At 39.7% G+C, this 25,533-nt stretch carries 18 protein-coding genes, 1 tRNA gene and 2 pseudogenes; 10 read left to right on the forward strand and 11 right to left on the reverse strand.

The window, feature by feature from the left end; genetic code table 11:
• From V5G28_RS10640 to V5G28_RS10665, 6 genes and pseudogenes are all read left to right on the forward strand, one after another.
• On the forward strand, positions 1–1,928 hold a 1,928-nt coding region (locus V5G28_RS10640), incomplete at its 5' end, for a VMAP-C domain-containing protein (RefSeq protein ID WP_442994245.1).
• A 45-nt stretch (positions 1,929–1,973) separates the two neighbouring features.
• A complete protein-coding gene (locus V5G28_RS10645; protein ID WP_332992512.1) occupies positions 1,974–3,113 on the forward strand; it encodes an AAA family ATPase in 1,140 nt (379 codons plus the stop codon).
• Between the two features lie 53 nt (positions 3,114–3,166).
• Complete coding sequence (locus tag V5G28_RS10650; RefSeq protein WP_332992514.1) at positions 3,167–6,103, forward strand: formylglycine-generating enzyme family protein; 2,937 nt, start codon at positions 3,167–3,169, stop codon at positions 6,101–6,103.
• A gap of 162 nt (positions 6,104–6,265) precedes the next feature.
• The gene (locus V5G28_RS10655; protein ID WP_332992516.1) at positions 6,266–7,129 is read left to right on the forward strand and encodes a formylglycine-generating enzyme family protein; all 864 of its coding nucleotides are present in this window, start codon (positions 6,266–6,268) and stop codon (positions 7,127–7,129) included.
• Between the two features lie 116 nt (positions 7,130–7,245).
• Positions 7,246–7,590, forward strand: a complete 345-nt coding sequence (gene avd / locus V5G28_RS10660; RefSeq protein WP_332992518.1) for a diversity-generating retroelement protein Avd — start codon at positions 7,246–7,248, stop codon at positions 7,588–7,590.
• A gap of 20 nt (positions 7,591–7,610) precedes the next feature.
• A pseudogene (locus V5G28_RS10665) lies at positions 7,611–8,279 on the forward strand (reverse transcriptase domain-containing protein); the annotation flags it as partial.
• Between the two features lie 31 nt (positions 8,280–8,310).
• On the opposite strand, the gene V5G28_RS10670 reads toward V5G28_RS10665, so the two are convergent.
• Positions 8,311–8,673: a four helix bundle protein gene (locus V5G28_RS10670; RefSeq protein ID WP_096563728.1), complete on the reverse strand. Its 363-nt coding sequence runs from the start codon at positions 8,671–8,673 to the stop codon at positions 8,311–8,313.
• 296 nt (positions 8,674–8,969) lie between these two features.
• A complete protein-coding gene (locus V5G28_RS10675) occupies positions 8,970–9,929 on the reverse strand; it encodes an N-acetylmuramoyl-L-alanine amidase (protein WP_332992520.1) in 960 nt (319 codons plus the stop codon).
• A 94-nt stretch (positions 9,930–10,023) separates the two neighbouring features.
• Here V5G28_RS10675 and V5G28_RS10680 point away from each other — a divergent pair, with 94 nt between their 5' ends.
• Positions 10,024–10,194 (forward strand): hypothetical protein, encoded by a 171-nt coding sequence (locus V5G28_RS10680; protein WP_158054598.1) that lies wholly within the window; start codon positions 10,024–10,026, stop codon positions 10,192–10,194.
• Between the two features lie 126 nt (positions 10,195–10,320).
• On the opposite strand, the gene V5G28_RS10685 is transcribed toward V5G28_RS10680, so the two are convergent.
• The 3 genes from V5G28_RS10685 to V5G28_RS10695 form a co-directional block, all read right to left on the reverse strand.
• Positions 10,321–11,559, reverse strand: a complete 1,239-nt coding sequence (locus V5G28_RS10685) for a tyrosine-type recombinase/integrase (protein WP_332992524.1) — start codon at positions 11,557–11,559, stop codon at positions 10,321–10,323.
• Positions 11,560–11,792: 233 nt separating this feature from the next.
• Positions 11,793–11,863 (reverse strand) — tRNA-Cys (locus tag V5G28_RS10690).
• A gap of 561 nt (positions 11,864–12,424) precedes the next feature.
• The gene (locus tag V5G28_RS10695; RefSeq protein WP_332992526.1) at positions 12,425–13,027 is read right to left on the reverse strand and encodes a chromophore lyase CpcT/CpeT; all 603 of its coding nucleotides are present in this window, start codon (positions 13,025–13,027) and stop codon (positions 12,425–12,427) included.
• Between the two features lie 234 nt (positions 13,028–13,261).
• Between V5G28_RS10695 and V5G28_RS10700 the strand changes: the two genes are divergently transcribed.
• Complete coding sequence (locus V5G28_RS10700) at positions 13,262–14,497, forward strand: tetratricopeptide repeat protein (protein ID WP_332992608.1); 1,236 nt, start codon at positions 13,262–13,264, stop codon at positions 14,495–14,497.
• 267 nt (positions 14,498–14,764) lie between these two features.
• On the opposite strand, the gene V5G28_RS10705 is transcribed toward V5G28_RS10700, so the two are convergent.
• Positions 14,765–16,030 carry a glycosyltransferase gene (locus V5G28_RS10705; protein ID WP_332992528.1) on the reverse strand — a complete coding sequence of 422 codons (1,266 nt, stop codon included), beginning with the start codon at positions 16,028–16,030 and terminating at the stop codon, positions 14,765–14,767.
• A 679-nt stretch (positions 16,031–16,709) separates the two neighbouring features.
• Between V5G28_RS10705 and V5G28_RS10710 the strand changes: the two genes are divergently transcribed.
• Both V5G28_RS10710 and V5G28_RS10715 read left to right on the forward strand, forming a co-directional pair.
• Positions 16,710–17,543, forward strand: a complete 834-nt coding sequence (locus V5G28_RS10710; RefSeq protein WP_332992530.1) for an SDR family NAD(P)-dependent oxidoreductase — start codon at positions 16,710–16,712, stop codon at positions 17,541–17,543.
• A 39-nt stretch (positions 17,544–17,582) separates the two neighbouring features.
• On the forward strand, positions 17,583–19,169 hold the full coding sequence (locus V5G28_RS10715) for a GMC family oxidoreductase (protein ID WP_332992532.1): 1,587 nt from the start codon (positions 17,583–17,585) through the stop codon (positions 19,167–19,169).
• Between the two features lie 226 nt (positions 19,170–19,395).
• Here the strand turns inward: V5G28_RS10715 and V5G28_RS10720 are convergent.
• The 5 genes and pseudogenes from V5G28_RS10720 to devC form a co-directional block, all read right to left on the reverse strand.
• Positions 19,396–20,654, reverse strand: a pseudogene (locus tag V5G28_RS10720) (glycosyltransferase).
• Between the two features lie 247 nt (positions 20,655–20,901).
• A complete protein-coding gene (locus tag V5G28_RS10725; protein ID WP_332992610.1) occupies positions 20,902–21,369 on the reverse strand; it encodes a DUF2141 domain-containing protein in 468 nt (155 codons plus the stop codon).
• A gap of 196 nt (positions 21,370–21,565) precedes the next feature.
• Positions 21,566–22,642: a glycosyltransferase family 2 protein gene (locus V5G28_RS10730; protein WP_332992533.1), complete on the reverse strand. Its 1,077-nt coding sequence runs from the start codon at positions 22,640–22,642 to the stop codon at positions 21,566–21,568.
• A gap of 343 nt (positions 22,643–22,985) precedes the next feature.
• Complete coding sequence (locus V5G28_RS10735) at positions 22,986–23,990, reverse strand: NAD-dependent epimerase/dehydratase family protein (protein ID WP_332992535.1); 1,005 nt, start codon at positions 23,988–23,990, stop codon at positions 22,986–22,988.
• Between the two features lie 101 nt (positions 23,991–24,091).
• Positions 24,092–25,267 (reverse strand): ABC transporter permease DevC, encoded by a 1,176-nt coding sequence (gene devC / locus V5G28_RS10740; RefSeq protein ID WP_332992537.1) that lies wholly within the window; start codon positions 25,265–25,267, stop codon positions 24,092–24,094.
• Positions 25,268–25,533 lie beyond the last annotated feature (266 nt).

Here is a 25,533-nt window from a genome sequence, read left to right on the forward strand (position 1 = left end):
TTCCTGATAAAAATATTTTTCTGTTTATTTCTAAGCTAGATAATACTGAAAGTGAAGTAAAAGAACCCACCAGTAGTAATATTTATCAAGTAATTTTTAGCGATGTTAGCAAAAAAGAAGGGGAGCTACTGTATATTTTTTGGGCAGGACATGGTTATATTAGCGATGTTGAAAATCGTAGATTATTATACAGCGATGATAACAAAAATCTTAATTTATCTTCTTTGTTAAAATCTCTAAAGACTGATACTTTTACTGCTTTTAAGAATCAAATATTGTTTATAGATGCTTGCGCTACATATGCTAAATCCACATCTAAGATACAATATTTTGGCGAACAATTATATAAAGAAGAATATGATATAGGAAAACCGAAGAGTAATTGTGAACAGTTTACCTTACTAGCAGCTAAAGAAGGAGAGACAGCTAAATATAATACTTCTGAGACGACAGGATTATTTTCACAGGTATTGATGGAAAAGTTAGAGGAAAAGAAGAAATTGCTTCTTCCTGAAGAAATGGGAGAAGTTGCAGAAAATGTACACAAAGTATTTGCCGAAAACGAAAATTATAAAAATTTACAAACGCCCATCTATTTGTGGTACAGAGATAAAGATGGTAATGAAAAACATTTAGGATTGACTAAATCTGCACAAGCTTCTCTTTTTTTGGAAGAAAGGTGGGAAGAATTAGAATTGATTTTATCTAAAATCGATGAGCGGTACATATTATATGCTTCTTGTTATTTTGTTTTATCAGAATTTAGTAAAGATGTAAATGGTAATTATCCAGAAATTAACTCATTAAAACTAGAAGATACTAATAGAGAAGATATTTCTAAGATATTAAAGAATATCTTATTTAAAGTGATTACTAACAATAAAATACAGCCAATATTTATTAATATTAAGTTTGTATGTTATTTGGTTATGTTAATAAGTTCAGAACAAACTAAGGAAGAATTACAAAAATGGAATAAAATAACAATTAATAAACTTAATCAAATAGGTCTAGACGTAAAGAAAATAAAACAAGAAATAAATAGAAAATTAAACAATTACAAAAAACAGTATCAAAAATGTTATCCTTACTTAATTATAGTTTATAAACCAAATTTTTCTGGAAAATTCTATTTAAGCGCTGAGTTAATTTTCCAAAGAGATAATGATGAAGCTAAGTTAAAGTTTCCAATTACTGATGAAATTGAGGTAGCATTAACCAACATTCAAGATAAAATTGATGATTTTCTTATTTTTAGTTATAAAATAATTAAATTATATGGATTTGAAAACAATCAATTAATTGTTGAAATATTTTTGCCTAATAGTCAATTAGTAACATCTTCTGAAAAATCTTATGAAAAGATAGAAGTAAAAACTGATATATATAATGTCCGAAAATGGATTGGTTGCCATCATAAATTTGTATTGCGTTCTTTCGAGCGTTTACAAAATCAGGATCATACTTCACTAATAACCATCAGAAAAAAATGGGATCAGCTTAGTTATTTCAATTTAGCTGAACAAGAAATTGACAATATATTCAAATGGATTTCTTGTAAGGAAGATTGTACTTTTAAATCGAATTATGATATTTTAGGTATTAACTTACTCTCTTATTCAGGAATAAGCATAATCGATTTGTTGCAAAAGCAAATTATTAGAGAAGGATTACCCCTTTTTCTTTGGATAAGAGGTGTTTGTATTGAACAAAAACAATTAAGAAAAGAATTTGAGAAGCTATTAAATGTAAATAACTTAAATGATTTATTAATAAAAATTAAAGAAAAACGATTAGAGGCTTTTGAAAATAAAGAGCAAACAGAATATTCTTTAGGATATCATTTAGGGTTTTTATGTGACAATCCTTATCGCTTGCCTTCCGGTTACAGTACTATTGGTAATGATGTTATAGATTTGGGATTTTAACTCAAATTTAATTAATAAATATAAGTAATTATAAGGAGAAAATTTGTGTCTGGTTGGTATTTATTTGATGGTAAAGATCAGCGAAAAGAAGTATTAACAAAAGAGAAAACTAAGGAATTGCGAGAAAAGATTAAAAAAATAGATGCTCCTCCTTGGCGACAGTTTGGGAAAGAACAGGATTTGACTGAAGAAGCAGATAATAAACGCTTTGAGTCCTTAATTAAATTAGCTAAAAACAAAGAAAGAGAAATCAAAAAAGGAAAAAATTTTCGACTTTCTGACTCTCCGCCAGCAACTGAAGTAAGAGATGCTGTTAATGCAGCTATTTATTTGAGAAGACCTTTATTAATAACCGGAAATCCCGGTTCAGGAAAAACATCTCTAGCTTATGCGATCGCCTATGAATTAAACTTAGGTCCAGTGTTATCTTGGTCGATTACAGCACGGTCAACTTTACAGGAAGGATTATATCGCTATGATGCGATCGCCCGGTTACAAGATGCTAATAAAAATAACAGTGATGAACAGCCTATCGGACAATATATTAAATTAGGAGCATTGGGAACAGCATTTTTACCTTCTTATTTACCGAGAGTATTATTGATTGATGAAATTGATAAAAGTGATATCAATTTGCCTAATGATTTATTAAACTTATTTGAAGAGGGACAGTTTGAAATTCCTGAATTGGTGAGACGTTCAAAAAAGAAGATAAGCCAGGAAACAGATAATTTAGAAACAGATAATTTAGAAACAGATAATTTAGAAACAGAGAATTTGTTTGAAGTCCAAACCCAAGATGAGGGTATTGATGTGGTCATCAAAGGAGGACGAGTTAGGTGTTACGCTTTCCCCATTATTGTGATGACTAGTAATGGAGAACGGGATTTTCCCCAAGCTTTTAAACGGCGGTGTTTGCGAGTAAGAATGCCCGACCCTACAAAAGACGAACTTGAAGCTATTATTAAAGCCCATTTTGGAGAAAAATTGTTTAACGATAAAGCACAAGAAATTAATGATTTGATGGAAAAATTTATACCCAAAGAAGGTGAAGGAATGGATAAAGCAACAGATCAGTTATTAAATGCTATTCATATCTTTACCCAGAAAGATAGTCCTCGAAAACCAGAAGAAAAAGAAGCAATTCGCAAATTATTAATGAAACCACTGACTGAAAGTGAATGAGCATCAAAAATAATGCCAACATCATAAACTCAACAAAAGGCTAAAATTGAGTAATGACTGATGACAGATTACCAAACAATCAACTGAAACAATTGATTTCTCGTTTAAGTGACAATTATGACTTAACGGGAGAGGATATTGCTGATGTTTTGTGGTTAGCCTTAAAACAGAGACAATTTTTAGTCAAAGAAGAAGAAAGACATCCTTCTTCCAAAACTGATATTAATCAACTGAATCAAGAAAAACCAAATAATATTCCAAAAAACAAGAATCCAAATCATATTTCCCCACCAGAGTTAAGCCCAGCACCACCGAAAGAAGAACCATCAGTCAATATTCACCCCACTAAAGCAATAGATGAGGATAAAACCGCTTCATCTTTGAGTGAAAAAACTCTACCTCTCAGACATCCTGATCCCCCTTCATTACCAAAACAATTAGAATTTGCTAAAGCATTTCGTCCTTTAATGCGTAAGGTCGATTCTGGAAGAAGAATCCAATTAGATGAACTAGAAACAGTTAAACGCACTGCTGAAGAAGGAATTTTTATTCCTATCCTTAAAAGTGAACCAGAACCTTGGTTAGATTTAGCTTTAGTAATAGATGAAAACTCATCAATGGTGATTTGGCGGAACACAATTCAAGAGTTAAAACAACTTTTTGAACATTATGGAATTTTTCGAGAAGTGCGAATTTGGGGATTAACCAAAGATGAGCAAGGAAAAATTCAAATTAGGGCGAAAATCGGTAGACAAGAACGCTTCAAAAATCCTCAAGAATTAATAGATCCTACCCATCGCCGTTTGATTTTGATTGTAAGCGATTGTGTAGCTCAAATTTGGTTTGATGGCACAATTCTTTCCACATTACAAGGTTGGACAAAACATCAACCGATGGCGATTATTCAACTGTTACCTGATTGGATGTGGTTGAGAACCGGATTGCGTATAGGAGCTTCTGTTGAGTTAGTCAATTTCATTCCGGGGGTAGCTAATCGAAACTTACGCATCCATGAACTACTGTTGTGGAAAGACATTGATTTAGAGCAAGGGACAAAAATACCTGTTTTTACTCTGAACCCAGAAATTGCTAGTCTTTGGAGTGGTTTTGTTGCAGGAATACGTGACAAGGTCATGCCTGGGTTTGTATTGCCATCTGACTCGGAATTTACTCCACCACCACAATCACTTCAAACTCAGGTGAGTCAATTAAATCCAGAGCAACGGGTTGATCGTTTTCGTAAAATTAGTTCTCCTTTGGGGCGCAAATTAGCAGGTTTATTAATGGCTGCTCCTGTCATTACTTTACCTGTGGTTCGCTTAATTCAAAAAACTTTATTGCCTGAATCTCTACCTGTTCATGTTGCAGAGGTATTTTTAGGAGGATTGCTCAAACCTTTAACAGAGATTACCGCAGATGTTAACGCCGATGGAGTCTTGTTTGATGTCATGCAGGATGAAATTCGGACAATTTTCTTAGAAGATGCTCCCTATAGGGATTCTCAATCTATATTTGAAATTCTATCGGATTATATAGAAAAAAATATAGGGAAGTCTTTGAAAGAATGTGTTGCTTTGTTAAAGGAAACATCAACAGGGGAAGATGGACAACAAGAAAACTTAGAAAAAGCTTATGCTCGAATTTCTTTAAAAATCCTCAAGCAGTTTGGGGGAAGTTATGCTGAGTTTGCTGAAAAATTAGAAACATCTGCTCCTGTAAAAGAACCAATTTCTCCTACATCAGAAGATGATTATCCTCAACTTGAAGAATTGACATTTGAACTAGCAACTATCTCTATCGAACCCGAGATAAAAACATCTACGGATATTGAGCTAGAACCTTTTGAGTTTGAAGTTGCATTGATAGAGATTAATCAATCTGCTCAAATCAGTACAGATAGTCCTCTCGAAATGGTGAACGAGGAGATTTTGACTAAAACAGGAAAACATCTCAACGATGCTGAGCAGTTAGTACTACAGGGAACATTAGCCAATCAAACCTACGAGCAAATTGCAGCGTCAGCAGACTACTCTGTGCCTGACCTAAAGAATGTTGGTATTAAGCTATGGAAAGTTTTATCAGAAGTGTTTGGTGAAAAAGTTACCAAAAGAAATCTACAAAGTGTACTCGGACAGTGGGCTGCTAGTCGTCATCTAACCATTCATCGTCATCGCCAGCAAGGGCAATGCTTTATTGAGGACTTAGGAAATGCCGTTCAGCTAGAGATGGTAGCCATCCCTGAAGGCAGTTTTCTAATGGGTTCGCCAGAGGATGAACTTGAACGCTCAAGCAGTGAAAGCCCTCAGCATACAGTAACAATTAGCCCTTTCTACATGGGCAAGTACCCCGTAACGCAAGCACAGTGGCAAGCAGTAGCTGCTCTGCCACAAGTTAACCGCGAACTCAAAAGAGATCCATCTTACTTTAAAGGTGCAAATCGCCCTGTTGAAAACGTTTCCTGGTACGATGCGGTTGAGTTTTGCTTACGCCTGTCTCAACACACTGGCAAATCCTATCGTTTATCAAGTGAAGCCGAATGGGAATATGCGTGTAGAGCCGGAACAACAACTCCTTTCCATTTTGGTGAAACAATGACATCGGAACTAGCTAACTATAATGCTGAGTACACTTACGGTGCTGGTGTAAAGGGAAGATCTAGAGGAAAAACAACAGAGGTAGGCAGCTTTGGTGTAGCTAACGCCTTTGGTCTATACGATATGCATGGAAACGTATGGGAATGGTGTCTTGATGATTGGCACGATAATTATGAAGGTGCGCCAAAAGATGGCAGTGCTTGGTTTGAAAACGATAACGATAACCTTTCTCAAAAACAAGGAAGAGCCGTACTGCGGGGCGGTTCCTGGCCCGACGTTCCTAACTTCTGCCGTTCCGCGTTTCGCTACTACTACGGCTCTTGGGCGGGGCGCGACCACATCCTCTACAATATTGGTTTTCGTGTTGTCTGCGCGTTCGGGAGGATTCTTCAGTAGCCCTTTATACTTTAGCCCTTTTACCCTCTACACTTCTTTTTTTTGCCCTTTTTTAGCGTAGCGGAGCGGAGCGATCTAATTTTTTCAGGGTTGCCTGCATGATATTTAGGAATAAAGTGCATTTATATACAAATCTTAGAAAAAGTAAGCAGGTAAAAAGAAATGGCAAAAATAGTCATTAATCGTACCCAACAGACAGCGCAATATTACAAAGAAGACTTAGGCAATAAAGTTGAACTAGAGATGATGCTGATTCCTGCTGGCAGTTTTATGATGGGTTCACCAGAAGATGAACTAGAACGTAGTAACTCAGAAAGTCCTCAGCATTTAGTAAACATTAAGCAATTTTGCATGGGTAGATACCCCGTCACTCAAGCACAGTGGAAAGCAGTAGCAGCACTACCCCAAGTCAACAAAGAGCTAGAAACAGATCCATCGCATTTCAAAGGAGATAATCGACCAGTAGAGTGTGTTTCCTGGTACGATGCAGTGGAATTTTGCGATCGCCTTGCTGCCCATACAAAAAGACAGTATCGCCTCCCCAGTGAAGCGGAATGGGAATATGCCTGTCGCGCGGGAACTACGACTCCATTCCACTTTGGTGAGACAATTACAACCGATTTAGCCAATTATCGAGGTACAGATAACGAACAATATAAATGGTCAGGTTCTTATGGTCGAGGTTCAAAAGGAATTTATCGAGAAGAAACTACCGTTGTGGGCAGTTTTGGAGTAGCTAACGCCTTTGGACTTTGCGATATGCACGGAAACGTATTGGAATGGTGTCTCGATGATTGGCACGATAACTATGAAGGTGCACCTACAGACGGTAGCCCTTGGTTTGATAATAAGAATGATAACCTTTTTCAAAGACAAGGAAGGGTGGTACTGCGGGGCGGTTCCTGGATCCACGATCCTAGGAACTGCCGTTCCGCGTTTCGCAGCAACTACAATTGGGCGGAGCGCGACGACTTCTACTACGTTATTGGTTTTCGTGTTGTCTGCGCGTTCGGGAGGGACTCATAAGTAGCCCTTTATACTCTAGTGCTTTTGCACTTTACACTTGTTCTTTTTTTCTCTTTTTTTGTCGCCTCATGGCGACTCGAATTTTTTGACAGAAATATTAAGATTGATGAAATTCAATGAAAGAATTATCAGTCATCCAAAAGACCTATGATTGTATTAAATGGTACGTGCCAATTATCGAAAGATTGCCAAAAATTCATAAGTTCACTTTAGGAGACAGGATAATCAATCAACTGTATGATTTATTAGAAGGTTTGATTAAAGCTAAGTATGCCAAAAATAAACTTCCTCAACTAGAATCTCTCAATACTCAACTGGATATTTTACGTTATCAAACACGAATGCTCCTAGACTTCAATAAAATGTCAGTGGAACGATACGAATATGCTATCAAGTTAATAGATGAAATAGGGATAGAACTAGGTGGATGGATTAAAAAACAAAGAGACAGAGAACAGTAAGTTTATGTAAATAAAATAGAATGAAGCGTTACGGTAATCTTTACCCCGAAATTATTAATTTTGAAAATGTACTCCTAGCATCGCGTCAGGCGCAAAAAGGGAAGCGATTTCGAGATAATGTTTTAGATTTTAATTATCATCTAGAGACTGAATTAATTAGATTACAGCAACAGTTAACTGATAAAACTTATCAGCCAGGAGCTTACCGGACTTTTCACCTGACAAACCCTAAAAGTCGCCTCATTTCAGCCGCACCCTATCGGGATAGAGTTGTTCATCATGCTCTCTGTAATATCATCGTACCAATTTTTGAAAAAACTTTTATTCACGACAGTTACGCTAATCGACTTGGTTTTGGAACACATCGAGCTTTGAGGAAATTTACTCACTTTGCTCGCAACAGCCGTTATGTGCTTCAGTGTGATATCAAAAAGTATTTTCCTAGCATTGACCACATAATTTTAAAAGAATTCATACGCCGTAAAATCAAATGCCCAGACACGCTCTGGTTAATTAATAGTATCATCGACAACAGCAATGAGCAAGAAACAGTAGTTGATTATTTTTATGGGGATGATTTACTTACTCCTGTGACTCGTAGGAAAGGTTTACCAATTGGAAATTTAACTAGCCAGTTTTTTGCCAATATTTATTTAAATGGCTTTGACCATTTTGTGAAAGAACAGCTTTAGTCAGTTATCAGTTACCAGTTATCAGTTATCAGTCTATGGATTGTTGGTTAATTTTTGTTTTTTTGAGGATTGAGAACAGAATTTTTCCGATTTCATCTGCATCCTGATAAATGCTATCAAAGGCTTTCTGCTCAATGTACCCTGTATCTTTTAACAAAGAAAGCCAATATTTCGTTTCCAAGCATTCTTTATAAGCAATAGAAATTTTGGCGGAAAAATCTGCTTGAGATATTGCTCCATTAGCTTCAGCAATATTAGCTCCGATTGATGTTCCGCTTCTCATTAATTGCTTTGATAGAATATATTCTTTCTTCTTTTCGGAAAGATATTTGTAGGCGTTTACAATCCGAATAGCAAATTTATACGCCTTCTCATAAACTAAACTGTTCATAACTGACTGATAACTGATAACTGGTAACTGATAACTGAATCAGCTTGGTAGGCATTAGCCGAACAGTTGCTCAACTCTATAAACAAATTAATTTATGGGATATATTCTTGTAGCTCTTAATAATTTCCCTTCCTTTCTTAAATATTTCAAAGCGTCAATATTTTTCCTCAAAGCATGATCTACAACACTATGAGCCACACTGGTATACGTAGAAGCATCCCACTCGGTTAAATACTGCTCAATCTCAGTAATTTCTGCCTCACTGTATTTTGCACACGAACTTAGGCATCCAATTATTAATATAGTAATTTCCTAGCTTCTGGCAAGATTGAAATTACTTTATTGGCATAGGCTTTATCCGGGCAATATCCACAACCAACGATAAATTTTAAATAATCTTCTGGACTAGAATATTGCTCCCATCCCTGGTATGGTTTCCTGCCAATAAATAACCAATATCCCTTTACTGCATCTTCTAGAGTTTGAAATTTGCAATAACTATCAATTCCGTCATGGGCTTTATAGGAAACATTTTGAGCAATTTCGCTCATTTCCCTCCGCCATTTCAAACCATAGGGGTTGTTGTGCTCTAAAAATAATTCAGAAGTTCCCCTGCCTGATTCTAAAATTGCTTGCGCTAATTGTGCTGGCTTCAATTGCGGATAGGCTATATTAGCAGCTTTAAGCACATCTATAAATTCCTGCCACTTAGCCGCGCGATCTGGACTTTTGGCAGGAGTTGCGACACATTGCCCAGTTAATCCCTTAACAATAGCCGCTGCCATCGTGTCAGCATTTAATAAATTCATATCCGTTGCGGAATCTACAAAGCAGCACTCTACAAGAATCGCTGGCATACATGTATTTTTCAAAACATACAGATGAGATCCATCTTTTACCCCACGGTTGAAAAATCCCAGAGAGCAGATTTCGTTTATTACATTCTTAGCTAAAGTCTTCCCGCTGTTGCTCATTGCATAGACTTCAGTCCCGTAAGCTTTGCAATTAAAGGCATTGAAATGAATACTGACGAAAACATCCACATTCTCGCTGTTGGCGATTTGGCAACGTTGCCTTAACGAATCACCGACGCTGCTAGCTTTTGTAGGAGTACAATTAACAACCTCATGCCCTAGCGATCTCAAGCCAGCCATAACTCGACTACCTACAGCTAGAGTCAATACATCTTCTTGCTTAATTCCAACAGCCCCAGTATCCGGGGTTGCGTTGTGTCCGCAATCAATTCCATATTTCATCTTTTTTACTTAATTAATTTTATTAAAATCGTGTTTTCTTAAACTTCAGTTAGCCAAACTTCCGCTGTTTCAGTTTCACATAAGATTGCGTATCTTGCCCACCTTTAGCGTTGTATGCCCTGATGATAAACTTAGGTCTAACACCCCTGGTACCGATGACATCACCTTTGAGCAAAGTGCAACTTTCGTTGATTCGGGTAGCACCATAGAGGCAGACACCGAACAGAGCGCGATCGCGTCCTTGTATTATTTACACAAGTACTAAGAGTTAATGAACAAGGTGATGACAAGTAGCGACATTTAGTGCAAAAGTTACTTTTATCAGATCACCGTATTTTCTGATAAACACAATTGCTTTGTAGGCGATCGCCCATATTTTAATTCAACAAATTTATAATTCTGGCACCTGTAAGTTACGTTTATTACCTGCGTAATGCTTGTAAATAATTTCTGGAGAGTTACCAACCCACCTTCCTACATCCTTCGCATCAATATCAGCTTCCAAGCAAAGAGTAATAAAAGTGTGCCTGCATTGGTAAGGTTTGCGATATTCGCTGACTACACCCTGTTTTACAAGTTGAGTTACGATTCCATCTATATGTGTTCCACGCTGATTTTTGTAACCTTTCCAAGCATGATTGAGAAAATCTCCAAAGTCTACTATGCCGCCTTTCTTGCTTCTAAAGATAAAATCATCCGGGTTACAGTTCTCAGGTTTGATAGAGTCTAAAATTTCACGTTGCTGATTATTAATCGGAAAACGTCTTTGGCTTTGGGTTTTTAATCCATCTTTGAGGGCTAACCCTTTAGTACTGATGGTAATTGCTTGCTCAAAGGTAATGTATTTATCACTGATATGCTTCCATTGTAGAGCGATCGCTTCTGATGGTCTGCACCCAGTAAAAAATAATAATTTTACTAAAGGAGCATAGTAGCTGTAGAGTTTGCTCTCCTCAAATGCTTGAATTATGTTATCCCGTTCTTCCTTCGTAAAGGGATTAATTTCATATTCTGTTGATTCTGACTTCGGAAGAAGAATGTCTTTTGCCATACTTTGAAAGGGATTGGATTCAATTAGCTGACTTTTAAGTGCCCAATCACAGCAAGCATTTATATTTGTCAAAGTACGTTTGGCGGCATTAGCACTGAGATTTGCAAGTAAATAGTCTCGAATTGCGATCGCATCATCTAAAGTTTTAGTTGGTAACTTAGCAATGTGATTGCGATACTTGCGGTAGTCAACCGCATAAGTAGAAGGACTAACCTGTGGTTTTTTAAACTCAGTGTATTTTTCCCATAATTCTCCCAAGTCTGGTTGGGGGCTACGTGAAGGTGTAATTGGGGTAATTGGGGTAACGGTGCTTAATGACGCTGCTGGTTTGTACTTAACTAAACTGGCATCAAACTCTCCATAGTCAATATCCCTCTGGATTTTTGTCGCCAAAGCCGATGCTTGATGTCTTCCAAAAGGTGTATCGTCGTGCCTTGTTGAAACATAGAAACGTTTGGTTTTTAGCTCTCCAGTGGGCGTAATAATAGGATGAGAAAAAACTAATTGGAGACTGCCGTTAGAGTTCTTTATCTGCACCGAACCCCGACTGGCAATACTTTGAGATTTTTTAGGCTCCATAAGCTTAATTAACTGGGGTAAACATTTTTACTTTTCCACTTTACCCCAGTTTTACCCCAGAAATGTGTATTGGGGTAAACACCTTTACCTTACATATCTACCCCAGTTTTACCCCAGTTGTTTCCCCAAACTACCCAAAATTACCCCAAAAATATTGGAAGGCTCTGGAAACAAGCCCTACAACTACCATTAAAAAAGGGCTTCAAAGCCCTGTAATGCTTATATTTCTTTGAAGGCGGCACCCGGATTTGAACCGGGGGTGGAGGTTTTGCAGACCTCTGCCTTACCACTTGGCTATGCCGCCAGTTATGCGCTTGCGCGGTCACACAACTGAATATTTCCTGAAATATAGCTTATAACTAGCTCGATTTACAGGCGTGTTTCTCATTGTACGCAAAAAGTAGACTGATTACAACCATGTGGAATGTCGGATTTGTTGGGTAAAGCGTAAAACAGTGAACAGTACCAGCCGCAAGTACCAGCCGCAGTGAGGCTTTCTCGGGCTGGTGTGGTTGTACTGACACCAACGCTTTCTGTGCTCTTGGTGTGGTGTTTCCCCCGGAGGATGAAACTGATAACTGATAACTGATAAGAGACTTCCAAATAAAAAAATATCCAACTTTTTCTTGTGGGATGGGCATCTTGCCCGTCCTATAAACTGGGCGGGCGGGGACGCCCAACGCCAGTCGCCTAGGTCGGGAAACCCTCCTGCAGCGCGGGCTCCCCCACAAGACGGATAATTTATTTCTTGGAAATCCCTTAGGGCGCACTTTAATTCTGAATGTAAAACCTCAACTGTCGTACGCCTAACCCACCCTACATAATGGATAATTTATTTTTTGGTACTCGCTTAGGACTCTGGAACTCAGGATTCAGGACTTAGTTTGACTTCATCTGCAAAACTAGCCCACCGGACAAAGTAAAATGGCCCAGCGACTGACCCCCAGATATGCTCATCGGTTTCCGGATCGCGTCCGCGATCGCGACTGATAAATTTGTCTTCATCAATCTCAAAGTCGCTATCGAGGTAGGTCTTTTGCCCTTTGCGAACCACAATGCAGCCTTTACCTGGTTCTACCGTGCCTTTAAAGTTGTGACCCGTCCACTCTACAATCATATTGCAGCCTGGTAGTTTTTCCAGATCATCAGCAGTTAGGGTTTTGAGGCGTTCAAGGTTACGGGATGCACCGTAAAACTTTTTTTCTTCCTTAACACTGTAGTTCTCGATTTCAATGTGCTTTCCTGTGTTCACCAGCTTCAGTACCCTTAAGCGATAAGGATCATTAAGCGAATAGTCATAAGCTTGTTCAACAAAAAAACCTACCCCAGATAAAACTTCTAAGGGGAGAGGACGCATACAAACGCGAATGTGAGCAAAAAAAGGCGGGTTTTCAAAAGCTTGTTCTTGATTGCTGAAATCTGCTGCCATCCAGCGGGCTAATGTTGCTATATCCGTAGAATTAGTCATTCTATCAAACTTAGATTCTGAATTTTGGATTTGGTCAACAAAGCTACCAGGTATAAAAACTTTACCAGTATGTAGCCGGACAAAAGATAAATTGTATTATGGAATATTTTATAGCTTGTGGTTGTTCTTAGGAGAATTTTTTGCTGAGTCTCGTCAGATAGGTAATAGGTTTGTAGTTGCGCTACCGCGCAACAGTTGAGCAAGTTAGTAATGCAACAAAAAGGTAAAATGTCCATGCTACGGCGCTTAAGTGTTACCATGACAGCCACTGCTACATTGTGTCTCCTTTGCAGTTCGCCGACACTAGCAGCGAGCAAAAAGCCTACACAGCCAGATAAATTCCCTCCTAATCCACTGGAGCTCACCACACCCGATCCACTGTTACCACGTTCGCCAAAAGATAAACAGCCGCTAACCCCGCAAGAGCGTCAAAATTTGGAGCCTGCGCTGGATCAGCTCAATCAACAAGCTGCTGCTACACTGCAAGCAGGGGATAGGATAACAGCGTTTGATATCTGGAACCGGGAACTGCGCTTACGCCGTTATTTAGGTCCATTGGCAGAGGTACAAGCACTCTCGCGGGTGGGTGAAATCGCTTGGAGAGAAAACGAGCGCCAAGAAGTGCAATATATCACACAGCGGTTGCAAGTCATCCAAAAACAGGCTCAATCCCAAAAAACTACAGCAGATTTACAACTTTTGCAAGCGTTAGGTCAAGCTTACCAAGGAGTGCGATCGCCTAAAGAAGCACTGCAAGTTTACGACCAAGTTTTGGTAGGAGTGCGACAGCAAAAAGATACCACAGCAGAAGTAAACATCCTGAAGATTATTGGAGAATTGCATCTCAATTGGTTTGATTACGCATCAGCAGCGGCTACTTATGAGCAATTGCTAACTTTCGCTTCCTCTAGAGGCGATCGCGCTAACGAAACAGCATATTTACAACAACTCGCTTACATTTACAAACAAGCAAACCAACCAGAAAAATCAGTAAAGATACGTAATAAACTAGCAGAAGTTTATCAGCAAGAAAACAACCAGATCCAGTTAGTAGCATTAAAGCAGGCTATTGGCTCAGATTATGAAGCTTTAGCACGGGAAAATCCCAGCTTACTGCAAGAAGCCTTCAAGAACTATGAAGAAGCTTATACCACAGCTTGGCAATCAGAGCAATTTGTCCGTGCTGGGGAGATTTTGCAAAAATTAATTGCACTGTACCGTTCTCAAGGACAAGTAGAGGAGGCTTTGCAAGCAAGCCAAATCCTCTTGCAAGCACAGGAGCGATCTGCCAACTTTTACGGTTTAATGAATGCTTATGACCAAATTGGGCAACTTCATTTGCAACGCAAAGACTATCCCCAAGCACGAACAGCTTTTCAAAAAGGGCTGGAGATAGCGCAACAGTTGAACTATGACGAAGTATACTTCACCCAGCAAATTCAAAAAACGTCTGGGCGAAGTTCCCAATAGAGAGGATAAGGGAGGGAATGAGTGAGTGATATCATGTTCGGATAATTAGTTATGATTCCCACGTTGACTGCACCCCACCCCGCCAAAGCTGCGCTTAGGCTCCCCTCCCCGCTTGCGGGGAGGGGATAAAGGGGTGGGGTTATTCAGGAATGATAAGTAATCAACCAAGCCTGATATGAGGGAGTGAGTGAGTGAGTGAGTGAGGGAAAATTCTCCTTCCATCCCTCTTTCCCTCCCTCCTTTTTCTTCCTCCCCTGCTTCCATTGCTCAAACAGGCATTGCTTCCAAATTTTTGGATGCTCGAACAACCTCGTAAAGTTTATCTTCAAACTTTTCCGTACATACTGACCAATCAAATTCAAGTATCGAGAGGCGAGCCTGTAGAGACATTTCTTCTTTGAGATCAGGATTTTCCAGAATTGAAATCACCTTCTGAGCGAGATCAGCTGGGTTGTTAGGTTCAGCTAAAAAGCCACTGATACCAGGTAAAACCTGCTCTGGGTTTCCCCCAGCACAAGCTGCTACAACAGGAGTTCCAGATGCTAGGGCTTCGGTATTGGTTGTACAGAAGTTTTCGGTAACCGAGGCGTTCACAAAGACATCTGCACGAGCGTACCAACCCAAAAGTTCTGTTCCGTGGGACTCACCCCACACAGTCACACCGGATTTAAACTCTTCAGCACGGCTACGGATTTCTTGATCTTGGGGACCACTGCCAATGATAACTAAATGGACGTCAGGAATTTTGGCAGCGATGAGCGAATATGCCTCTAGGAGTTGGCTGACATTCTTTTCTGCGGTAATGCGTCCGACAAAAAGGACGGTTGGTCTGTGGTCGTTGGGAATAGGATTATAACAGATGTTTGCAGGATTAAATTTTTGACAATCAATTCCTTGAAAGGGCAGATATTCGCTGCGTTGGGATTTCATCTGTTGATACTTAGCAAGCTGTTCTCGGGAAGGAAAGAGATTGACATCATAAAGTTGGCTGAACTGCTTAATCAAAGAGGGAATGATGGGACGAATAAGGTTGAAAAAGTGATTTCCTAAGTAATATTGGATATAGGCAACGATATCAGTATGGAAGAGTGATATTGTTGGAGTGCCTGTTCGTTTTGCGTATTCAACGCCAATCGGGCGACCGTAACCTTGCAAATAAAGCGAGTAAAATCCTCTCATTTGCGCTGCTTCTTCAACCACTATAATGTCGGGCTGGAACTTTTCGAGTAACTTAGTATCGCTCCAATGCCGATAGTGCAATGGTTGAGGAAGAGACTTATAAAATATCAGTGGCTGTGTTGGGAATGCATAGTCGGAAAAATTGGGGAAAAGCTTTAACTCATCCAGCCCTGGCATGGGTCGATTGCTAACACGTTTGGGGTACTGGTCGTTGATTTCAGGGTGAATCAGAAAAACTTCATGCCCCTGCTGTAACAACCAGCGAACCCGTTGGTGTACTGCTACGGAGACCCCTGCTAAGAATGGAGCATACAAGCTTGTAAAAATTGCAATGCGAAGAGGTTGCTTGTTCATAATTTCTGTGCAGTATTGTCTATTTTCCTGAACTAAAAATTGGTGTCCTTAAACAAAAGCACACCTGTTAGCACTGATACAGTTGAATTTAGGATTTACGCATTGCAAGAGATTCTTAATTAAGCAGGATATGTTTTCTGTCCTTACTAACCCCACTGATGTTGTCTGAAAGCTGCAGCCTCATGAATGACTCTGGATATATGCTTTCCAACCCTTGAAATAACTACTAAATTACAATTTCTGTTATCCAGGTTACTGATTTCAATTGATTTTTCGTTGGTTTGATTTATTGCTATTTTATATTTTATGGTAAATGGCAACTGACTAATCTGCAACTAAATTATCAAAGTCCAAGATTTTTCAAAATTTTTAATTCATGTTTTCTAACATAGATAAAATCAATTAGCAAAACTCTCAAAAAAGTTTGAGATGTACAAAATATTTTTTCAATTGAGCTAAATTAGTAATTAATTTATTGAGAAAACAGTGATTATTGATAGTATCAAAGACTCTGTGCCACGTTTTAAGAAGTGCATATCTGAGAGTCTTTAATTTTTGTGTTTTTCATTGGTAACAAGTTTACTACAGTTAGGTAAAAAATTGCTTTTTACCAAAATTTTGTTCTGACCTAAAACTAGACCCATTTTTTAGGCAATAAGTAAAATACAGGCGGCTGATTATGGAAACCATAGCAGGTAAGACAGTGGTCTTAACCGGTGCATCAGGTGGCATTGGAGTATTTATTGCGCGTGCTTTGGCAAGAGAACAGGCAACTGTAGTCGGAGTTTCTCGTTCCAAGGAAAGTTTAGAGCAAATATGTGCTGAGGTTGAAGTTGCTGGTGGGAGAGGCATAAGTATTCCATTTGACATTAGCAAATTGGAAGATTTACCAGTTTTAGTGCAGCGAATTCATGAACTTGCAGGTCCAATTGATATCTTGATTAACAATGCTGCTATAGAAAAATATCGACCTTTCCAAAATTACACTTTAGAGGATATTCAATCGATATTGACGACCAATTTACTGGCACCAATGGAATTATCTCGTTTGATACTATCAAACATGGTAAACCGCAATAGTGGTCACATCGTGAATATTTCATCTGGTTCTGGTAAAAAGGGAGCGCCTTACAACAGCATTTACTCAGCGAGTAAAGCGGGTATGATTATGTGGACAGATGCAATGCGGCAGGAATTAGCTAATAGCAATGTAGGAGTTTCTGTGGTCTGTCCTGGGTATACTTCAGCAGGAATGTTTCTCAAGTTTGGCTTATCTGCACCAAGTTTAGCACGTGTTCACAGACCAAGTGATGTGGCGATCGCCGTCATCAATGCGATCAAGAAAAACCAGGCAGAAGTGATACTCGATGGAATTTTAACAAAGCTGCTGTTTTCTGAAATCCAACTTTTTCCCAAGTTTGGAGATGCAGTTTATCGCTGGATTGGTTTGACCAAACTGAATCGAATTTGTGCAGAAAATCAAATGCGTGACGAAAATTCTGCACAAAACTAAGTTATCTCATTTCTCTACTTACAAAAAAACAAAGCAAGCATGGCTGAGGCTCATTACGATGTCATCATTATTGGCACAGGTGCTGGTGGTGGAACTTTAGCTAATTTATTGGCACCCAGTGGAAAGAAAATTTTAGTCTTAGAACGAGGAAGTTTCTTACCCAAAGAAAAAGCCAATTGGGATTCGGAGCAAGTTCATAAAAAAGAACGCTACCTAAATTCTGAGGTTTGGTACAAAAAAGACGGCAAACCATTGCGTCCACTCACACACTATTATGTTGGCGGGAACACCAAATTTTATGGCGGTGCTTTATTCAGATTTCGCGAGCAGGACTTTGAAAAAATCATTCATAAAGGTGGCATTTCTCCTGAATGGCCATTGAAATATCGGGATTTTGCCCCCTACTACGCTAAGGCTGAAAGACTGTACGAAGTACATGGAAAGCGTGGTTTAGACCCTACTGAACCCCCAAGCAGTGAAGACTATCCGTTTCCACCAGTTAGCCACGAACCCTACATTCAAGAAATCCACTATGCCCTAAAGGATAAAGGCTGCCATCCATTTTATCAACCGCTTGCTATCAAGCTAAATGAAGTCAATCGTTTTTTGAGTGCTTGTATTCGTTGTGATACTTGCGACAGCTTCCCGTGTTTTCTTAATGCCAAAGCTGACGCCGACATTAACGGTGTACGTCCAGCACTTGTCTATTCTAATTTAACTTTAATGACCAATGCAAAAGTTGTGCGTTTGCATACGAGTGCATCTGGTCGCGAAGTGACTGGAGTTGAAGCAGAAATTGCAGGTCAGCGTCATATCTTTTCTGGGGATATTGTTGTTGTTGCTTGTGGCGCAGTCAACTCAGCAGTCTTGTTACTGAAATCAGCCAATGACCAACACCCAAATGGATTAGCCAATAGTTCTCATCTTGTAGGGCGCAATTACATGGCGCATAAATTTGCAGTGGTTATGGCTTTGACTGCAAAACAAAATCCAACAATTTTTCAAAAGACACTTGCTATCAATGATTTTTATTGGGGAGAGAAAGATTTTCCTTACCCAATGGGAAGTGTACAATTACTAGGCAATCTTAACAAAGATAAAATTGCGGCTAACGGGCCACCTTTTATGCCTCGTATATTATCTGAGGCGGTGGCGAACCATTCTGTTGTTTGGATGCTCATCACTGAAGACTTACCAGACCCCAACAATCGCGTGCGTCTGCAGGAAGATAAAATCTTTCTCGACTATACAAATAACAATGAAGAAGCATTTCATCGCTTCATAAAGCGCTGGAATCAAGCTTTGAAATCAATTGAGAATCGTCAGCGAGATGGGGCATTTTCACTATATACTAACCTAAAAATGTCCTTGAGAGAAGTTCCACATCAGTGTGGGACTTGCCGTTTTGGTGAAGACCCCAAAACTTCCGTACTTGACCTCAATTGCCGCACACACGATGTTGATAATCTTTATGTTGTTGATGGTAGCTTTTTCCCCTCCAGTACTGCTTTGAATCCATCACTAACGATTATGGCAAATGCTTTGCGTGTGGGAGAGCATCTGCTGGAAAGACTAGGATGTCATCTGAAATCCGGTTACTCAGATCTTGCACTCATTGAGGTTTAAAGATGTTTGGAACCACAGATGGACACAGATGGACACAGATAAATTATCAGTGTTTATCGGTATACCCTCCGGGTAGACGCCGGAGGCGTCTACATCTGTGATTTTATTTTCATAATATTGACTTTTGCACTCTTGTTTATTGACTGTATTTGTACCTCACCCCAGCAGCGCCACTCCTGTGCGAATTTCGGAGAGGGGAAAGGGTGAGGTTTCCTCTAACTACCAACTATATAGAAACCTTACGATCGCCAGGTTGATCTAATAACTCATAAGGGCGGTATTTGACTAAACGAACGCCCCAAGGACCTTTGATTTGATAACTAACGCCGCGCCAGTTGACTCTTCGCATCCCCAGGGATAATACCATCGCTATCCCATAAACCCACTGTGTCAAGGGAATTGCTATGAGCATTTTCACGACTGTTCGTGGTGACAATTTTGTCGTCGGTTCACCATGTTTGCGAATGATTTGCTGTACCCCTTGCTCTAATGCCAGCATCATAAAGAGTAATCCCAGCGTATATATGCTAAAGTAGCCAAACGACAAAGCCGCAACATTCCATTCTCCGGTCAACAATGCCGCTAGAAACAACACTATGACGAGAGTCGGTATCAGTATGCTTGAAATAGCATCACTCACTACAGCCAACCACAAAGGGTGATAAAGTCGAGCACTGAGTAGTTGGCGCATTAGCGAGTATTTTAAGTTAGGTAATTCGCATTCTTCGCGATTGAGCATTATTAGAGAAGGGACAAACTTAACCTGCATCCCATGTTTTTGCAAAACCTTGCAGATCATGGTGTCTTCGTTGAAGGCTTGCCCCCACTTATCTAGCAGTCCTGTTTGGCGAAGTAGTTCTGTTTTCACCGCCAAACTCCCACCCCAAGGAATCCGGAACAGATACATTTGCACCACTGTAGAGACGTTGCCTATGTACCGCACTAAAGACCCCCAATATCTACCTGTGGGGAGATACCAACGGTTACCTGTTGTCGCCCCGACTTTGGGATGTGCCAGAGGGCTGACTAATACAGCAGCCAATTGCGATGGACTACTGTATCGGCATCAACAAGAGCAACGACTTTGTAGGAATCATCCAACTCCGAGACAGCTTGCAGTAGGGAGCTGCATTTAAGACTACAATTTTGGCGCGCTATCCTCAAAGGGCTGATTTCGACGTTAGTTGCTCTTTGTTCGTGGATGGTATCAGTGGCAATTTTCCAAGCCGGGTCTTCTTGGCTATCAACGATCAGCTTTAAATCATAGCATGGGTAGTTTTGGTTCAAGAGCGATCGCAAGCAGTTAGTCAAAAACGGATCAGCGCCTCGTAAACAGAGAATCACCGCAGTTTTGGGCAACTGGTCGTCTGGTAATGATTTTTTTTGGGATAAGCGTAGGTAGAACAAAAAAACAACTGCTAAACACGCCTGAATACCCAACCAGCTTAGCAAAGACTTAGACAGGAATATCAGCAACTCTTTCATAATTCAGCCTAGTTTTTTATTAAGTGAAGAGTTTGTCAGTAGACTTCTTGAAAAAATGCGTGCGTTCGTGGGTATGAAAGCGCAGATAAACGCAGATGAAAACAGACAATTATTGACTTATGCAAAAGGTTAAGTAAACAGTTAACAGTATTAGATACAGATAGCTGATAACTGATAACTGTTCACTGATAACTGTTCACTGGTAACTGTTCACTGATAACTGTTCACTGATAACTGTTCACTGGTTTTAAGGGTCGAGCGAATATTTCATCACAATTTTGATGGTTGTATTTTTCTTCACCACAAAACTGGCGTCACGAAACTTTGGTGTACCCGTTGTTATTGATACAGTTGGATTTTTGGAAATACCAAAACCTTCTTGTGGAATACCTAAAAAGTCTTTGTTTAGTTTATGGTCTCCGTTTTGGTCGTCAACTACGGCGACAGCATAAGTTCCCGGTTTCAAACCTAAGAACTGCTTTTTTACAGAAGTTCCTGTTATCGGAGTGCAGCCACTTTGTACTTCACTGGTATTACTATTAGGAAATCCTTTTTCACTGGAGTAAATCCTCAGGCAAACTTCACCGTTTTTGTGACGTAGCCCATCTACTACAACAGTGAGTGTTGCACTAGGTTCTGCATTTACGGTTCTAGCTAAGCTGAGGCTTGCTAAAGTAGCGAGCAAGTAGAAACTGAATTTAGATAGATTCAGCATAATGTTGCAGTGACTAAGAGGTGAATTTTGCGCTTTGTTGGGAAATTGAGAAAAAGCTTTAGAATCCAGGTTTGATTTCACCAACCGATTCATTTAAAACAGTCCTGAGTCCTGAGGGCGTATGGTAGGGGATGCGCTCACCGCCCTCCGGGTTCGCCACTTGCTCTACTTGGGGAAACCCCAAGACCGCAGTGGCTCACCACCAACGCATAAAGGTGCTCTTGGTGGGGGACGCGCGACCACTCGTATTTAACTGATAACTGCGTAGGTAGCTGTTCACTGTTAAAGAGTTGATAGTCTGTTTTTGGATAGATGATTTTTGCAAGTCTTGCCAGAAGCGATTCATTTGAGGAGTGAACAGCAAATCTTTTATCAAGAGAAACTCTGTTCCTTTGAACTGGTTCAAAAAACTTATATAACAAGATATCCGCTCATACCAAGTCAGCTTCACCTGCCACACTGAAATAAAATACTCCCAGAAAATTCTCCAATGTGGAAACAAAATTTTTCCCTGATTTGCCGAATCAAACCACACTGCATACGCATGAAAATCAGGCAGCGTACGCATTGATTTTTGAGTATTTTTCTGAGTACATGACAGATAATCTGGAAAGAACATACTCAATGATTGTTGTGAATGGCTTCTAGCAAAGAACAGGTATTCGGGGATTTCATAAAACCGACCAAGCAGACCAAGTCTTAACAAGAAAATTGCGTCTGCAGCACCGTAACTACCCATAGGCGGCGTCATCCTGAGGGCCCTTGCGCGGATTACGCCGTAACATTGATAGCATAGGTGCGTAGCCAGAAGCTCATGAAACCGTTCGTGTGGTTTTGGTGAATCGGTTTTGAGTTCGATACCGTAATTCTGTATGAATTTACCGTGTTCATCAATGAAATATACTTTAGAGTGGCACAAGATAATGCTAGGGTCTTGGTCAAGTACCTCAATGCACTTCGTGAGAAAATCGGGAGCGTGTAGATCGTCATGAGCTACCCACTTAAAGTATTCGCCTGAAGACAATTCAAAGACACGATTAAAGTTAGGGGCGCAACCAATATTTTTTTGGTTACGATAGTAACTGATGCGTTGGTCTTTAGCAGCGTATGCTCTACAAATTTCCTCAGTCTTATCTGTTGAAGCATTATCTGAGATAATTAACTCAAAATCCTCAAAGGTCTGAGCCAAAACTGAATCGATGGCTTCTTTGATAAATTTCTCGCCATTATATACAGGCAGTCCAATGCTTAATCTTGGCTGATGATTGCTCATAATAAAAGATCGTGCAGAGATTCCGTGAAATGTGAGAGTTGTTTGAGAATTTAACGCAGGTAACTTTTTGTTCTTTGGGGTTTAGAACATCAATTCAGTAATCTTGGAAGAACCTCTCCCCTAACCCCTCACGCCACTTTGCTCAACGCGGGGAACCCGCGCACGCAAGTGGCTCTCCTACAAGGGAAGGGCAATTTGGCTCCCTCTTTCAAGAAAAAAGTTTTTCCGCTTCCCTCTCCTTTTAGGAGAGGGTTAGGGAGAGGTGGAAAGGGGGCTGAGGGGTTAGGTTTGTGATAAGTGAATCGATGTTCTAGGATTAAGAGCAGGGCATGAAGCGACAACTCTATTGCATAAATTTTTGGATGTCTGTTTTTTTCACCCATTCGTGCGTGCGCCGCATGCCTTCTTCCAAATCAACTGTTGGTTGATAATTTAACAGCTTTTGTGCTTTGGTGATTGAATAAGCATAGGGGCGAGTCATAAAATCTACGACTTCTGGCAGAATATCAGCTTGTTTGCGAAAAAGTTTTTGTCCTTGATAGCGCAGCTGGAGAAATAATTTAAGTTCATCTTTTGGTAGAGAAAAGGGAGCGGGTAAACCAGCTATGTCAGCTAAGCGTGTAAAATAATCTTTCCAAGTTGTTTCTTGTCCATCAGTCACATTGAAGATTTCTCCGTATGTTTCTTTTTCTATGGCAAGAAAGATAGCATCGATTAAGTTATCGATATATGTGTGGTTGATGACTCCCCGCCCCTCATTTGCATAAGCAAATAATCTTTGCCGCATCATTAGCAGAGGTCGAACTATCCAGGGGATGCTTCCAGGTCCGTAAACATCTCCTGGTCTGAGGATGATGATGCCAAAATTTGCTGGATCGTTGAGTTCTAAAAGTGCTTTTTCGGCTTCTATTTTTGTCTGACAGTAGGCATTCTTCTCACCACACAATGGTCCGTCTTCGGTGACGCGATCAGGATAGTTGAAGCCGTATACCAAAACACTGGAAATATGGACGAAGGTTTTGACACCAGCATTCTTAGCAGCTTGAGCCATGTTGATGGTTCCGCTAACATTTATCTCACGAAATTGGTCGATCGAACCACCTTCTTTGGCAATTTCTGCTGTGTGCAAAACTATATCTACTCCTTGGCAAGCCTTTTGGGCGGTTGCTGGATCAGTGACGTTGCCATAAATCACTTTAGCACCCAGGTTTTGCGCTTTTTTGTTCTTATCTGAAGCATCTTGCAGTCCACAAACCTTGATTCCCTTTGCTATGGCTAACTCTGCTGTACGCGAGCCGATAAATCCGCCAATTCCAGTGATGAGGAGAGTTTTGTTGTTGAGGTTCATAGAAGATTGTAATGAAGAATTGAAGCTAAGTGATTTGTGAGAAATTTTCCTTTTTGATGAGTTATCAGTTCTTTGTATTTACAAAGGACTCATGACTCATGCTAGAAAATATCTGCTGGATCTGTAGACCGGAGTTGGTTAATAGCCAGCGCTCCAGAAGTCATACACATTAATATTGTTGAGATTAAGACAATGATCGCGTTGTGCGAAGACATCATGATTGGTAATTTAGTGGCTTGCATGGCAAAATCATATAAACCTAAACAAATAGCATATGCAGGTATGTAACTTAAAACTGCTAAAATAAAAGCTTGTTGAAAGACAACATTATATAGATAATTATTTCCATAACCTATGGCTTTTAAAGTTGCATAAGCAACTAATTGATTGGAAATATTACTGTAAAGAATTTGATAAACAATGACTATACCAACGACAGAAGCCATTGATAACATGAGATTGAGTATAAAACCAATTGGTGTTCTGGTTGCCCAATATTCTTTTTCAAAATTGATAAATCCTTGACGGGTAAAAACTACGACATCATTAGGTAAGTTAGCTTCTAACTCTCGCTTAATGTTTTCCAAATTGGCACCAGGCTTCAGAGTTATTGCACCTACATCTATCATTTCTGCTGAACGGTTGTTTAATATTCTGATGAAAGTTGAGTCACTGACAATTAAATTACCATCTACTCCAAACGAGGAACCTAAGCTGAATAAACCACCAACTCTGACTCTATAACCAGTTAATGAGTTAAAAGGAAAAATTTCAATGAATTGCTCCGTCTTTTCTTTTTCAAATTTTTGAGCAATATTCCCAAACTCTTTCCGAGAATTACGGTCAAAAAGGACAACATCAGGAATTTTAATTTTATCTAAATTTGCCTCAATTTCTGGCATATTCATAACAGGCTTTCCCGGTTCAAACCCAATAACATATATTGAGTATTTTTGACCGTTTACGGGATTTTTAAATTTAGCAAATCCTATATACATAGGACTCACAGACTCGACACCATCAAAGGCCAAGGCTTGATACAAGCGAGTCCGGAAAAAGCTTTGATTTGCTGTTAATGCTTTATATTGAGAACTGATTAAAAATAAATCACCTTTGAGATTTCGATGCACTTGGGTCGCGCTGGAATAAAGAGCATCTTGGAAACCAAGTTGCATAAACATCAGAATGACAATAAAAGCAATACCAGCCACAGCCACAAGAGAACGAACTTTGTTTCGGACAAGTTGCAGCCATGCTAAAGGAGTTTTAACAACCATAATTCCAGCTTGTTGAATGATGTGCAATGCGAGTGTAAGAGGTGAGTAGGGGTCAGTCCCTCCGGGGAATTCAAAATTTAAAATTCAAAATTAATTTTTTGACTCTCAATTTTGTAAGCACCACCTTTTGAAGCGCTGCGCGTTGCTCCCGCGTCTATGCAGAAAATACGCGCAGCCTGTAAGGACTCAGGACATACCCGGAGGCGGTTTCCTCCCAACCCCACTTCGTGGGGATAGCCCCCCGTTCTAGGCGGAACGCCTTCCCG

The organism is Scytonema sp. PRP1, from assembly GCF_036697665.2.
Classification (GTDB): Bacteria; Cyanobacteriota; Cyanobacteriia; order Cyanobacteriales; family Nostocaceae; genus Kalymmatonema; species Kalymmatonema gypsitolerans.